This window comes from Ruegeria sp. YTSC004, from assembly GCF_059609805.1.
In genome coordinates this window covers 68,646-82,529 of sequence record NZ_JBXWMJ010000006.1, presented here as the reverse complement: position 1 = coordinate 82,529, position 13,884 = coordinate 68,646, and the positions used below count along the sequence as shown (strand labels likewise).

Sequence of the window (13,884 nt, the reverse complement as noted above, 5' to 3'; positions counted from 1 at the left end):
TCTTCCCCTTATCCGTTCAGAGGCTTGATGACGCCTTCGGCAAATTCGATCAGAGCTTCCTGCTCGATCTCGTCGCCAAAGTAGTTCACGTGGTGCCAGACAAAGAATTCGTCGATCTGATAGCGCACGGCCAGTTCACCGACCTGGTCCAGAACCTGTTGACGCGAGCCGTCCCAGACGCGGCCCAGTGGGACGTGATAGGGCGGCGCGTCGTAGGCCGAGAACCACAGGTTGTCGAACATTTCGCGGTACTGTTTGGTCTTGGCCGGAGTCTTGCCCATCATCAGATGCGCACCCAGAGCCAGGACGTCGTTGTTGGTGGTTTGAGGCAGCCCGTTTTCATGCGCAGCCTTCAGGCAGTTCTCAAGAATCACCGGCATGAATTCTTCTTTGTCGGCGGTCACGAAGGACACCATCTTGGCCCCTTCCGAAGCCCAGAACTTGGCAGTTTCCATCGAATACGAGAACGGCGCATATACTTTTGGGTGCGGCTTTTGCAGCGGACGAGGCACGATGCCCGATTTGCGCAGGATCTTGTTGCTATCAACCGGGCTGTCACCACCCCAGAGTTTGGTTGGATTGAACTCCCACTCGACATTCGACGGGAAATTCCAGAATTCGCCCTGATGTTCGGTCAGGTCGTCCGTCCACAGCGACTTGATCAGACGCCAGTTTTCGTACAGCGCGCGACGGTTGCGCTGGTCGGCCTCGGACTTGTCGGATTCAGCCGAGGTGATGTCCAGGTGCTGCCCCATGGTCGCCGTCCAGCGCGGCGTGTTCCCGCGCGAGAACCCTGCGAAGACGCGGCCGCCGGTCATATGGTCCAGCATGGCGATGTCTTCGGCTGTCTTGATCGGGTTCATCGCGGTCAGGTTCATCCCCAACTGACCAACTTTGAAGTTCTTGGTGTGCTGGGCGATGTACATGTTCCAGAACAGCGGGTTCGTGGTGCATTCAACGCCTTCGACCTGCATGTGGTGCTCAGTCAGGCAGAAGCCGTCATAGCCCAGCTCTTCGGCAAGGACCATCTGATCACGCATCGTGTGCATCATCTTGTTGAACCGAGCAGGGTCACGTCCGGCAAGCTGAGTATCCTCGCCATGCTGGCGTGCGAATGGAATGGCGAGAATCTTGAACTTCATACAGGCGTCCCCTGGCGTGTGATTGAACGTTCACTAACAATCCCATACAGCCGGCAATTTCGTCAAGCCCCGAATTGATTTTCCCTACGTCGCAATGACACTGCGACGATTTCCAACTGGACAAGAGATAGGGATTTCAACATGTTGCCCTCAGGTAGGGTCCTATGGAGGCAAGCCACGTGTTTTTGTATTCTGCTGCGCAAGTTGATGAATTTATTAATAAATCGCAGCTAGATGGCGTGTGCGTTGCGTTGGCGATTGATGCTGCGCGCGAGGAACTCAAACGCCTCGGAGACACTTTGCATCCAACACTGGTCAACACCTCGGCCACGAATCTGGCAACTGCGGGACAGGGGCAAATCGAGGCTCAGGCCATCCGCATGTCGCCAGAAGATTCGCCGCTGACCACATACCGTGTCTCGATCGTTCAGGCCGGACACAATCCCGGTGAAGCCGCCACGCTGATGGAAGTGACCTGCACGTTCTCAGTCGATGCGCAACTGGCGGAAACGCCGAAATCCACTCAGACTGAAAAGCCGCCCCGCGCCCTGTCCGACACCGCCGAGGAACGGCGGCGGCAGATCTTTGAAGGCGCATGCAAGGTGATTGCCAAGCATGGGTTCGGCAATGCATCGATGCGCGAGATTGCCAAAACATCCGGGCTGTCGGTTCCGCTGATGTACAAGTACATCAAGGACAAAGATGACATACTGCACTTGATCACTACGATGTGCATGCAGGACATCATCGACTTTTTCGATACCGGAGAACTGTTCACCGGCCCCGCCGATCAAAACCTTGAAAAAGCGGTTGACCGGTACATCGACTACATTGGCGAAAACCGCCGCTATATCAATTTGGTCTATTCGGAAACGCGGTCCATGTCTGCCGAGAACCGCGCGCGCGTATTTGATATGGAGCGTGAGTTCATGGGCCGCTGGAAAGGCATTCTGGACAAAGGGGTCGAGCAGAATGTGTTCCGCCCCATGAACACAGAGCTGATGGCCAATTATCTGTATTTCCTTTGTAATGTCTGGTCTCTCCGGCATTGGAGCATCGGAAAGTTCCCGGAAAGTGAAATCCGGACCAGCCTGAAGGCGCTTATCATGGATGGCGTTTTGGTCAGGGCTGCTCTCTCCAAGAAATCCTGAGCGAACCATCAACCGCTCAGGATTGTTGATGCATAAACGCTTAGGCAATCAAGTCGCACATCTCTGTCGCTTCCGGGCGATTTGGTCGCAAACCAACTTGCGACACGTCTTGGGCGTGTCAAACTGCGTATATGACAACGCTTTGTAGTCCTAACCCTCTGGATCGCCGCGCAACCGGTTGTGACCTCGTCGTGAGTGGATGATGGCAGGCGCTCTGCGCCTTTTGCCATCTGCCCAGACAACGGACAATTCGGACACTCTCATGACATCTCAAACCTTACGCCTGGCCATTGATATCGGCGGCACCTTTACCGATACGGTACTCGTCTCGGGCGATGAGACCATATTGGCTTCGACCAAGACGCTCACGACGCACAAAAATCCCGCAGATGGCGCGATGGAGGGCGCAAGACGTGTCATGGCGGAATCCGGCCGGTCGTTGAATGAGGTGACAGGTTTCATCCACGGAACGACACTGGCGACCAACGCATTGATCGAACGTCGAGGCGCCGTTGTGGCAACCGTGACGACTGAAGGGTTTCGCGACATTCTGGAAATCGCGTATGAGCGGCGATATGCGCAATATGACATCAACCTGGAAAAGCCGGCCCTGCTGGTCCCACGCGAACGGGCGCTGACCATTCGCGAAAGAATGGCTGCCGATGGGAATGTGCTGATCCCGCTGGACGCCAGTTCGATAGACGCGCTGTTGGCCGAACTGGATGCCACCGGTGCAGAAGCGGTCGCAATCTGTTTGATGCATGCCTACGCCAACCCGTCGCACGAACGCAGGTTGCGCGACATTCTCGCGGAAAAACGCCCCAGCCTGACAGTTTCAATTTCCTCTGATGTCAGCCCCGAGGCGCGCGAGTTCGACCGGCTTTGTACCACGGTCGCCAATGCCTACATCCAGCCACTAATGGAAAGCTATCTGGCGCGCTTTGCCTCACGGTTCCAGACAGAAGGCGTGACCTGTCCGATCCTGATGATGACGGCCAGTGGCGGAATGTGCACCGTTCAGACGGCCTCACGCTTTCCGATCCGGCTGGTCGAAAGCGGCCCGGCGGGCGGAGCAATTTTGGCCGCACGGATCGCAGCGCGGGCTGGGATTGACGAGGTTTTATCTTTCGACATGGGCGGGACGACTGCGAAGCTCTGCCTGATTGACAATGCAAGGCCTCAAACCTCGCGCCAATTCGAAATCGCGCGGGCCGCGCGGTTCATCAAGGGGTCGGGCATGCCTGTACGTATCCCTGTGGTCGAAATGATCGAGATTGGCGCGGGCGGCGGCTCAATCGCCGGGGTTGACCGTCTGGGTCGGTTGACTGTGGGTCCAAAATCGGCCGGATCAGAACCCGGTCCGGTAGCTTTTGGGCGGGGCGGCACAGAGCCAACCGTGACCGACAGCGACATTACCTTGGGCTATATTGTGCCGGACACATTTGCCGAAGGGTTTATCAAGATCGCCCCCGAAGCGTCTGAAGCTGCGCTGAACCGGGTCATCGCCGCGCGTCTGGGCACGAACGGCACTGCGGCAGCGGACGGCGTCAGTCGCATCGTCGATGAAAGCATGGCCAGTGCGGGCCGAATGCATGCGGTGGAGTCGGGCAAGGACCTCGGTTCGCGCACAATGATCGCTTTCGGCGGCAACGGCCCCCTGCATGCAAGCCGTGTGGCCCGATCCGCCGGGGTCCGTCGCATCGTGATCCCGCCCAATCCAGGTGTTGGATCCGCGGTGGGGTTCCTGTTTGCTCCGGTCAGTTTTGAGATCGTCAGATCAAGTTATTCTCTACTTGAATACCTGGATCTGGAGCGGGTCAATGCCCTGTTTTCCGACATGATCGACGAGGCAAGCCGGGTGGTTGCCCAAGGCGCGGGTGATGCACTCACCGAAACCCAACGCACGGCTTTCATGCGCTACAATGGTCAGGGCCACGAGATCGAGATTGCCCTGCCCGATCGCGACCTAACATTCGAAGACATAAAACCGCTGACCGATGCGTTCGAGGCGGAATACCGTAAACAATTCTCGCGTCCCGTGCCCGGGATGCAAATCGAGATCCTGAACTGGGCGGTCCGCGTCGCAACCCCAGATGCGGATGTTCCAGATTTGCCGGAAACGCCAGTTCTGACAACTATCACACCAGCCCAAACCCGCCCCATCACCTGCGATGTAGATAGTCAGATAAAGCAGGCTGGTTTTGTGCCACGCGACAGTCTGAGCCCCGGCGACCGGGTTTGCGGCCCGGTGCTGATCACGGAACCGCAGACGACGACTTTGGTCTCATCAGACTTCTCGGCGCATGTGGATGCCATTGGAAACCTCATCCTTATCCAAGATCCGAAAGGAGGTGTATGATGACTGCCGATCATTCCCCCGCCCGCCTGCAAGTCATGTGGAACCGCCTGCTTGCCGTCGTCGAAGAACAAGGTCAGACCCTGATCCGCGCCGCATTCTCACCCATTGTGCGCGAATGCGGAGACATCTCAGCCGGGATCTTTGACGCCGGGGGTCGGATGCTGGCACAGGCGGTTACCGGAACGCCCGGACACATCAACACGATGGCCGAAGCCGTGATGCATCTGCGCGGTCATTTCCCGGTTCAGAACATGAAGCCCGGCGATATCTACATGACCAATGATCCTTGGCTGGCTTCGGGACACCTCAACGACTTTCTGCTGATGATGCCTGCCTTCAAAAACGGTAAGGTCGTCGGCTTTACTTCATGCACATCGCATCTTGTAGATCTGGGCGGCCTTGGAATGGGACCCGAAGGGTCGGATATCTATGATGAGGGCCTGCTGATCCCACCCTGCAAACTGGTCGAACAAGGTGTCCCGAACGCCTTGCTTTTGGACATTGTCCGCGCCAACAGCCGCGAGCCCATTGCGAATGAGGGCGACATATATGCACTGATCGCTTGCTGCGAAGCGGGCGTGAACCGGCTGCTCGGTATGATGGATGAATTCGGAATCGACGATCTTTATCAACTGGGCGGCTACATCATCGACACCTCGCGCCGAGGCACGCTTGAAGCCATCGCTGAAGTGCCCACAGGCACCTATAGAAACGTTCTGAGGATGGACGGTTATGAAAAAGAACTGGAACTGCACGCCACCCTAACGGTCAGCAAAACGGGCATGCATGTGGATTTCACGGGAACGTCGGGTTGTTCGGGCAAGGGTATCAATGTGCCGTTGAACTATGCGACCGCCTATACAGTCTTCGCCCTGCGCTGCATCGTCGGGTCTGACATCCCCAACAACGCCGGATCGTTGGAGCCGTTTACAGTGGACGGCCCAAAAGGCTGCATCCTCAATGCACAACGCCCCGCCCCGGTGGCAATGCGGCACACTCTAGGACAGGTAACACCAGATCTGGTGCTTGGATGCCTGCATCAGGCCCTGCCAGCTCAGGTCCCCGCCGAGGGCGCATCCTGCATGTTCGATCTGCCGATGCGGCACGCACCCGAAGTGGCGCGTGATGGAGGTCGGGAATTCGCGGTTGAACCTGTGCATAATGGCGGCACCGGCGCTCGGCCACACGCGGATGGCTTGTCTGCCACAGCCTACCCTTCGGGCGTGTTCGGATCTCAGGTCGAGATCACGGAAAGCGTGGCCCCCGTCACAATCTGGAAACGCGAACTACGCCAGGATGCAGGAGGTGCAGGCAAGTTTCGCGGCGGTCTCGGCCAACGGATCGAGATGACCTCGGCCAATGGTGCACCCTTTCTCGTTTTCCTGTCGGTTGAGCGCCTCAAATTCCCCGCCCTCGGACGCATGGGTGGAAAACCCGGCGCACCTGGTCGTATTCGTTTCCGCGATAGCGAAAGTGATATCCCGGGCAAAGGAGAACTGCGCGTTGAAGCTGACGACTACCTTATATTTGAAACCCCTGGGGGCGGTGGTTTTGGCGACCCGGCCGCGCGAGACCCACAGGCAATCTCCCTAGACCTCAAGCGCGGTCTGATCAGCGCAGAAGGCGCAAAATCCTATGGGGGCACATCATGATCCGCCCGGTTCCCCACATAAGTGCAATGGCGGCCTATGCGCTGGCCGACCTTGGCGGCGAAAACACTATCTCGTTGGCCCAGAACGAAAGCGCCTTTCCCGCAAGCCCCGCAGCCACCAAGGCGGGTCGTGACGCAATGGCCGATCTGCAATTGTATCCTGATCCGGAATGGTCGGAACTGCGCACAGCAATTGCCGATGTGCATGGACTTGATCCGGCACGGGTGCTGTGCGGAGCGGGCTCGATGGAGCTGATCGGCTGTTTGATCCGCGCCTATGCCGGGCGCGGTGATCGGGTCCTTGGCACGGATTATGGATATGCGTTTGTCGCCTCAGCAGCAGCCCAGGTTCAGGCCGATTACGTCAAGGCGCGTGAAGTGGATCTGACCGTATCCGTCGACGATATCATCGCCGCGGTGACACCTGAAACGCGGATCGTCTTTGTCTGCAACCCCGGCAATCCGACCGGCACCCTGATCCCCAATTCCGAGATCCTTCGTCTGCGCGATGAGCTGCCCACCGATGTTCTGCTGGTCGTCGATCAAGCTTATGCTGAGTTTTCCGATCACATACATGATCCGACCGACATCTTCGCACTGACCGATCGAGGGGACACCGTGATTATGCGCACCTTTTCCAAGGCCTATGGTCTGGCGGGTGCACGCGCAGGTTGGGGATACTTCCCGCCCGAGATTGCAGCTGAGTTGCGAAAATTGCTCAACCCGAACAATATCTCCATCGCTTCACAAGCAGCAGCCGCTGCCGCGATCCGCGATCAGGCGCATATGCAAAATGTGGTTGCCCGAACGACTGAAATCCGTGAACGGTTTGCCGTGGAATGTCGTGCGTTGGGCCTGATCGTTCCTCAAAGCCACACAAACTTTGTGCTATTGCACTTTGCCACAACGCAGGATGCGCAACGGGCGGACGCGGCACTGCGGGCGGACAACCTACTAATGCGCGGCATGGGTGGATACGGCTTAACCGACTGCTTGCGCGCCACAATCTGCGAGACGCCGATCATGGATCGGTGCCTGACCGCCCTGAAGGGAGCATTGAAGTGACCGAAACACGAACCGCAGCCAAAATCGGTGTTCTGGTACCCTTCACCAACACCAACCTCGAACCGGATATGGAGTTGTTGAGGCCGCCCAACACTACAGTCCATTATCAACGCATGGGCGGATATGACGTGCATGAAATCCCCGGCTCGGAGCAGATGGCGGGGTTGGGCGCATCGGATATCACTCACGACCTGCGGATGATCTCGGGCATACGCCCCGATGTGGTGCTGTATGGCTGCACCTCGGCGACACTGACCCACGGACCGTCCTTTGATGCAGAGCTGGCCCAGCAGATCAAGGCAGGCTCGGGTGCAGTTTCGCTGACCGCTGCGGGGGCGTTGATCGCTGGGATCAAAGCAGTCGGCGCAACAAAGGTCGGCTTTTCATCGCCCTATTTGGGCGAGATCAATGCCCAGGCGATGGATTTCATGGCCCTAAACGGCATTGAAACCGTCAAATGTGCCGATGTCGGGCGCGAGCTTGGCAATTATGGGCAAGGTGAACTGACCCCGGACGAGGTGTTCGATCTGGCGTGTAGGGCCGATCACCCGGATGCGCAGGCAATCGTCCTAAGTTGCACAGACATGCGCTCGGTCGAGGCGATTGAACGGATTGAGGCCGCGCTGAACAAACCCGTCATTACCTCCAATCAAGCGATGGTCTTTGGACTGCTGAAAGCGCTGAACCTGCCAGGTCACAAAGCGTTGCCTGGGCGTCTGTTCGATAGCTTGTGACCCGCAGCTAGGGCAAATGAGATTTTACACACCGCCCAACATAGGCAGCAGTCTACAGGCGGTTTTCAGGGCTTGGTATGGCGTTGCCATCCAAGCAAGCTAAAACAGGCAAACAGAATGGCGGCGACGCAGACGATGGAAGGACCTGCGGGCGTGTCGAAGACATAAGCCGCTCGCAACCCGGCCACAGCAGATGTCGCCCCAATCGCTGCAGCGATCAGAGCCATCGTTTCCGGTGACCGCGCCAGACTCCGCGCCGCTGCGGCTGGTATGATGAGCATCGCTGCTATTAGCAAAACACCCACGACCTTGATGGCGACTGCCACCGTGATGGCCAGTGCAAGCGTCAAAATCAGTTGTTCTCGCTTGGGGTCGAACCCGCTGGCATACGCCAGTTCCTCGTTCAACGTCGCCGTCAACAACTGGGACCAACGCCACGCAATCAAAACTACGACCAGTGCAGCGCCACCCCAGATGACGGCCAGATCCGAACGGGAAACGGCCAGAATGTCGCCAAACAGATAGGCCATCAAATCAATCCGGACACCGGAGAGGAATGAGACTGCCACAAGACCGAATGCCAAGGCGGAATGCGCCATAACCCCCAGCAACGTATCCATTGCGTACCCACGACCTGCCAATAGTGTCACCGTCAGCGCCATCAACAAGGCGACGGCCAGCGCACCTGTAAAAATCGACATCTGAAACGTTAGCGACAAAGCCACGCCAAGAATGGCTGCGTGCGCTGTGGCATCGCCGAAATAGGCCATACGGCGCCACACCACAAAACACCCCAACGGCGCTGCAGCAAAGGCCACTCCGACTCCGGCCAGTGTGGCCCGGGTCATGAAATCATCAAGCATTATTCTGCGGCTTCCTGAGAATCTGTTCCATGGTCATGATGATGATCGTGGTTGTGATCATGATCATGGCGGTAAAGGGCAAGGGCACCGCCTGTTCCGGTTCCGAACAGGGCGCGATATTCGGGGGCCGAGGCCACGACCGCAGGTGAGCCCTCGCAACAGACATGGCCGTTCAGGCAGATCACCCGGTCCGAGGCGCTCATCACAACGTGGAGTTCGTGGCTTATCATGATGATCGCACACCCTGTTTCCTGACGCACGTCTTCGATCTGGCGATAAAACGCGGCCGAACCGGGCTGGTCCAACCCTTGCGTGGCCTCATCCAGCAACAGGATTTCGGGCCGGTTGATCAAGGCCCGCGCAAGCAGCACGCGTTGGAATTGTCCGCCCGAAAGCTGTGACATCTGGCGCTTGAGCAGATCGGGCACTCCGGCTGTTTCCAGCGCAGTCGCGCAATCCTTCTTTGAAGCGCGATGGGTCAGCCGCATGAACCGTTCGACGGTGATCGGCAGGGTCGGGTCGATATGCAGCTTTTGCGGGACGTAGCCAATTCTCAGCCCCAGCTTTCGCTTTACCTGCCCGGCAGACGGTTTGATTGCACCGATTATGGCGCGAAGCAGGCTTGTCTTACCCGAACCGTTAGGGCCGACGATGGTCACAATTTCACCAGGTTCGACCCCCATGTTAATGTGCCGTAACACGGTATTGGCCCCATAGCTAACGCTGAGGTCTTCTACGGTAATCAGGTTCATTTCTACGCCTTTTCGGTGCAGTCGGGGCAAACGCCTTCGGCTTCTACAACGGTCCGCTCAATCTCGAAACCCACCGCCCGCGCGGCTGCGCCCAGCTCTCCTTTCGCGGGTGTTGAATGTGTTTCGGCCACGGCATCACATTTCCTACAAATCATGAAGGCCGGGGAATGCGTTGCCCCGGGATGCGCGCAGGCGACAAATGCGTTCAACCGTTCGATTTTGTGGACAAACCCGTTCTCAACAAGAAAATCGAGGGCGCGATAAGCCACCGGCGGCTGCGATCCGAAGCCTTCGTCGCGCAATCGATCAAGGATTGTATAGGCACCCAAGGCCCGATGTTCCTGCAGCAGCATTTCCAAAACCTTGCGCCGCACGGGAGTCAGCCGCAAACCTTCTTCTTTGCACCGGGTCTCGGCAACGGTCAGGCTGCTTTCGACGCAGTGCGCGTGGTCGTGCTTTTGGAATCCGACAAGGGCGGAGTCTTCGGCAGGTGCAGGTCTCGTCTCACTTGTCATGTTATTCCATATCATATATGCCACTCGCAACGTTATAAAATCACATAGAGGGTTTGATGTCCAGAAAGCTTCTTCCTGTTTCGATCACGGCTGCGTTGATGGGGGGCACAGCAATGGCCGATGTCCCAAATGTTGCAGTTGATATTGCACCGGTGCACTCGTTGGTGGCGCGCGTGATGGAAGGTGTTGGGACACCTAACCTGATCGTACAAACCGGCGCGTCCCCGCATGAATACAACCTGCGCCCTTCTGAGGCGGCTGCCCTGCAAAATGCGGATCTGGTATTCTGGATGGGGAAGGACCTGACCCCATGGATGGAAGGCGCGGTAGAGACCCTGGCCAACGGCGCGACAGTCACCCCCCTGCTGGAAGTGGATGGCACCGTCCTTCTGGATTTCCGCGAGGATGCGCTGTTTGAGGCGCACGATCATGACGATGAAGATCACGCCGAAGAGGAGGAACATGACGATCATGGTCACGAGGATCATGCCGACGACAAAGACCATGACGATCATGACCACGAAGAGCATGCCGAGGGCGATGACCACGATCACGAGGATCATGCAGAACACGACGACCACCATGACCACGCGCACGGCGATCATGATCCGCATGCCTGGCTTTCGCCCAAAAACGCCGACACCTGGCTGAACGTGATTGCCGCTCAGCTTTCCGCTGCGGACCCGGACAATGCGGGTGCATATTTCGCAAACGCGGCGGCTGCGCGCGAAGAGATGGCAGCCCTCTCTGCTGAAGTAAGTGCAACTCTGGAACCTGTACGCGGAAGCAACTTCATCGTGTTCCACGATGCCTATCAGTACTTCGAGAACGCCTTCGACATCCCCGCGTCGGGTGCGATTTCGCTCAGCGATGCGTCGGATCCAAGTCCGGCGCGGATTTCAGAAATTCAGGTGCGCATTCGTGAAGAAGGGATCAATTGTGTTCTGTCAGAGCCGCAATTCAACCCCGGCATCGTCGCCACCGTCTTGGACAGAACCGAAGCGAATACCGGTGTGATAGATCCGCTAGGTTCTGATCTTGAACCTGGGGCCGAACTGTACCCGCAAATGATCCGGAGCATCGCAAAAACTTTGGCGAAATGTCTATGACCTGACCGGGCAGCCCGTTTTGGCATGAAAACCCAGAACGGGCTGAACATAGCCGGGGACACCAAAGCATCTCGGACACTTGCTTTTTTTGCGTTTCAGTGCCCGGGGTATTCGCCCGTTTGGGAACGCACCCAGATGTCTTATTGAGTTCCCATCAGAACGACGCAGTCAGAGGCTTTAGCGCTGTCCGGATTAACGATTCTGACACTGGCTAGGGTCAGGCATGTGCCATCTCAGATCACGACGCGCGCCCGTAAAACCCGATGCGTTCTTCGTCTGTGAACTGAACATTTGGCCGATCATAAAAGGAAAACACGGCGATCATGCGGTCGCGGTCGCCTTGAACAGGCGAAACGCGGTGCGCCGTGTTTTTGCCTTTGAAGATGTTCAAAGTCCCCGGTTGCAGTTTCATGAGCGTGGGCTTGCGCCGACCTTCCAGCAATTCAGCCACCCCGTCATAATTAGGGTTGTCATCACTACGCAGGTCCTTTTCGTACTCGAATTCACCGCCCGCCAACGGCGCTTGCAACAGCAGCGTTGTGGTGAATTCGGACCTGTCGAAATGCCAGTTCAGGGCCTGCCCGGCTGAGTAAGCCATTACATTCACGCGGGCCAGCGGATCATCCATGACAAAAAGCTTAGGCTTTTCCATGACCGCGGCCAGAAACTTCGCAAATGGCGGCCATTCATACAGGCGGATGACAAAGGCCTGCCCCAACTGATCGGCGCAAATCGTCCTGTTAGACGTTTCAAGTTGGGTCAGGGCAGGATGGTTGCTACCGAGGCCCTCGATAGACGTCCTGAAATAGATGTTGTGCCGCCGTGCATGGACAAAAGCCTCTTCAGCGAAAACCGGTTGCAGCTCAGACACCGCCGATTCCAGCGCACTGTCGCGAACAAAGCCAGGCAGGTTGAAAAGTCCATTCTCAGAAAGATCGGCTTTGCAGCGTTCGATCAGGCTGTGCCAGGCCATGCTGCCCGGCTGGTCCAGCGGATACAAATCCAAGTTTATGACATCACGCATCTTCGACCCTCCCTTCCTGTTATCCTAAGCAGGGCTTGAAACAGGGTTTTATCAATGGATAGCCTTTTTGGGGAGCATAAGAATTTCAAAAGCTCTGACCAGAAACGGATTGCCCGGCGGAAAGCGCCCGTTCCTGAGGGCGCTGGTTCAGTAGAAATGACGGCGATGGATTTAAAGTCGGAGACCCTCACCAGGATGAGCATGTCGCCGATCCCTTTGCGGCAGGATTACCGGATAGCTTACGCAAAAAGACGTAGATCTCCTCCAGATGTAAAAAAAGTCGTGGCTGCGCTGCAAAGTTAAGGCACCACTGAATTCAGCGGTGGGGATCAATCTGGCACACTCGCCCGGCGACGTGAGGTAACCGCCCTGATTTGTTGACGCAGGCTATTTGCCCGCATACGAACTTGCCCACATGCAGGAAACCCACAGCCGACGCGGCACAAATTCCGCCGGACATCCAAGGAATAACGCCATGAGCGAACATATCATCGTCAGCACTCAGGATCGCGTCACCACAGTCACGATTTCTCGCACAGACAAGAAAAACGCGATCACTTTTGCCATGTATACTGCGATAGCTGAAGCCATCGAAGAATACGGTCAAACTGATCATGCCCGGGCGCTGGTCATCACTGGTGAAGGCGATATGTTCACAGCCGGGAATGACCTGCAGGACTTTATGACAGGGGGCCTTCCGGCGGGTGACGTTGAAAATCCGATTATTCGGTTCCTGAATGCGATCCGGGATTGTCCGAAACCCCTGATCGCCGCAGTCAACGGTTCTGCAATTGGTGTTGGCCTGACCATGCTGCTGCACTGCGATCTGGTCTATTCCGCGAACAGCGCTTCATTCAGCGCTCCATTTGTCCAACTGGGTCTGGTGCCCGAGGCCGGTTCTTCGATGTTGCTGCCTGCGTCCCTCGGCATGGCTGTCGCCAATGACGTCTTGCTGGCGGGGCGGGTTCTGACGGCATCCGAGGCCCTGAACCACGGGTTGGTCGCGCGCGTCTTTGCCGACGGTGAGTTGATGAGCGAAGTCCAGGAGATCGCAAAAGCCATTGCAGCCTCATCCCCAGTGGCGCTCAAGCAGTCCAAGGTCCTGATCCGCAATCAGCGTGACGAAGTGGCCGGACACATGGCCGCAGAAATCAAGATCTTTGCCGCGCAGCTACAATCCCCGGATTTCGCCGAAAGCGTTGCGGCCAAACTGCAAAAACGCGCACCGAATTACAGCTGACCTGCGCCTTTGAGGGACTACGGCTTTCCTCGCCTCGAAGGCAGCCCCGGTTATTTCGGAAACGAAAGCTGAGGCACAAAACGCCTCTGACGCAAACCCAAGCTGAAACCAACCTTCCGTTATTGGCCTGCATCGCGAATAACGGAAGGATAACAACTTAATTTCATTACCGGGCTGGTCAATTCCGCCCGGCAATGGAATCAGTGCACATCAACAAATTTTGATTCGCCCTGACACGCTTTAACAAGCCGAAAAGGGCGTGCCCTGTGGCTGTTGGAT

Annotated in this window: 12 protein-coding genes; 7 read left to right on the top strand and 5 right to left on the bottom strand. The window is 57.1% G+C overall.

From position 1 onward, the window contains the following. Positions 1 to 8: 8 nt before the first annotated feature. On the bottom strand, positions 9 to 1,142 hold the full coding sequence (locus AC2FFP_RS12370) for an LLM class flavin-dependent oxidoreductase (protein ID WP_496766229.1): 1,134 nt from the start codon (positions 1,140 to 1,142) through the stop codon (positions 9 to 11). A 179-nt stretch (positions 1,143 to 1,321) separates the two neighbouring features. Between AC2FFP_RS12370 and AC2FFP_RS12365 the strand changes: the two genes are divergently transcribed. The 5 genes from AC2FFP_RS12365 to AC2FFP_RS12345 all read left to right on the top strand — a co-directional run bounded on the left by AC2FFP_RS12365 (position 1,322) and on the right by AC2FFP_RS12345 (position 8,102). Continuing rightward, entirely contained in the window at positions 1,322 to 2,293 is a 972-nt protein-coding gene (locus AC2FFP_RS12365; RefSeq protein WP_496766227.1) for a TetR/AcrR family transcriptional regulator, read from the top strand. Between the two features lie 262 nt (positions 2,294 to 2,555). Next, a complete protein-coding gene (locus AC2FFP_RS12360) occupies positions 2,556 to 4,652 on the top strand; it encodes a hydantoinase/oxoprolinase family protein (RefSeq protein ID WP_496766225.1) in 2,097 nt (698 codons plus the stop codon). Then, on the top strand, positions 4,652 to 6,304 hold the full coding sequence (locus tag AC2FFP_RS12355; RefSeq protein WP_496881096.1) for a hydantoinase B/oxoprolinase family protein: 1,653 nt from the start codon (positions 4,652 to 4,654) through the stop codon (positions 6,302 to 6,304). The genes AC2FFP_RS12360 and AC2FFP_RS12355 overlap by 1 nt, the downstream gene beginning before the upstream one ends. Next, positions 6,301 to 7,368, top strand: a complete 1,068-nt coding sequence (locus tag AC2FFP_RS12350) for a pyridoxal phosphate-dependent aminotransferase (RefSeq protein WP_496881095.1) — start codon at positions 6,301 to 6,303, stop codon at positions 7,366 to 7,368. Before AC2FFP_RS12355 ends, AC2FFP_RS12350 begins: the two co-directional genes overlap by 4 nt. Then, a complete protein-coding gene (locus tag AC2FFP_RS12345; protein ID WP_496881094.1) occupies positions 7,365 to 8,102 on the top strand; it encodes a maleate cis-trans isomerase family protein in 738 nt (245 codons plus the stop codon). Before AC2FFP_RS12350 ends, AC2FFP_RS12345 begins: the two co-directional genes overlap by 4 nt. A 65-nt stretch (positions 8,103 to 8,167) precedes the next feature. On the opposite strand, the gene AC2FFP_RS12340 is transcribed toward AC2FFP_RS12345, so the two are convergent. From AC2FFP_RS12340 to AC2FFP_RS12330, 3 genes are read right to left on the bottom strand one after another with little or no spacing between them, the layout of a single operon-like run. Further along, positions 8,168 to 8,965: an iron chelate uptake ABC transporter family permease subunit gene (locus AC2FFP_RS12340; protein WP_496881093.1), complete on the bottom strand. Its 798-nt coding sequence runs from the start codon at positions 8,963 to 8,965 to the stop codon at positions 8,168 to 8,170. After that, the gene (locus tag AC2FFP_RS12335; RefSeq protein ID WP_282169639.1) at positions 8,965 to 9,717 is read right to left on the bottom strand and encodes a metal ABC transporter ATP-binding protein; all 753 of its coding nucleotides are present in this window, start codon (positions 9,715 to 9,717) and stop codon (positions 8,965 to 8,967) included. Before AC2FFP_RS12335 ends, AC2FFP_RS12340 begins: the two co-directional genes overlap by 1 nt. Before the next feature lie 2 nt (positions 9,718 to 9,719). Next, positions 9,720 to 10,232, bottom strand: coding sequence for a Fur family transcriptional regulator (locus AC2FFP_RS12330; RefSeq protein WP_496881092.1), 513 nt, complete (start codon positions 10,230 to 10,232; stop codon positions 9,720 to 9,722). Positions 10,233 to 10,288: 56 nt separating this feature from the next. Between AC2FFP_RS12330 and AC2FFP_RS12325 the strand changes: the two genes are divergently transcribed. Continuing rightward, entirely contained in the window at positions 10,289 to 11,341 is a 1,053-nt protein-coding gene (locus tag AC2FFP_RS12325; protein ID WP_496881091.1) for a zinc ABC transporter substrate-binding protein, read from the top strand. A 238-nt stretch (positions 11,342 to 11,579) separates the two neighbouring features. Here the strand turns inward: AC2FFP_RS12325 and AC2FFP_RS12320 are convergent, their stop codons facing one another. Then, on the bottom strand, positions 11,580 to 12,365 hold the full coding sequence (locus AC2FFP_RS12320) for a HalD/BesD family halogenase (protein WP_496844291.1): 786 nt from the start codon (positions 12,363 to 12,365) through the stop codon (positions 11,580 to 11,582). A gap of 475 nt (positions 12,366 to 12,840) precedes the next feature. Here AC2FFP_RS12320 and AC2FFP_RS12315 point away from each other — a divergent pair, with 475 nt between their 5' ends. Then, positions 12,841 to 13,605 carry an enoyl-CoA hydratase gene (locus AC2FFP_RS12315; RefSeq protein WP_496766210.1) on the top strand — a complete coding sequence of 255 codons (765 nt, stop codon included), beginning with the start codon at positions 12,841 to 12,843 and terminating at the stop codon, positions 13,603 to 13,605. Positions 13,606 to 13,884 lie beyond the last annotated feature (279 nt).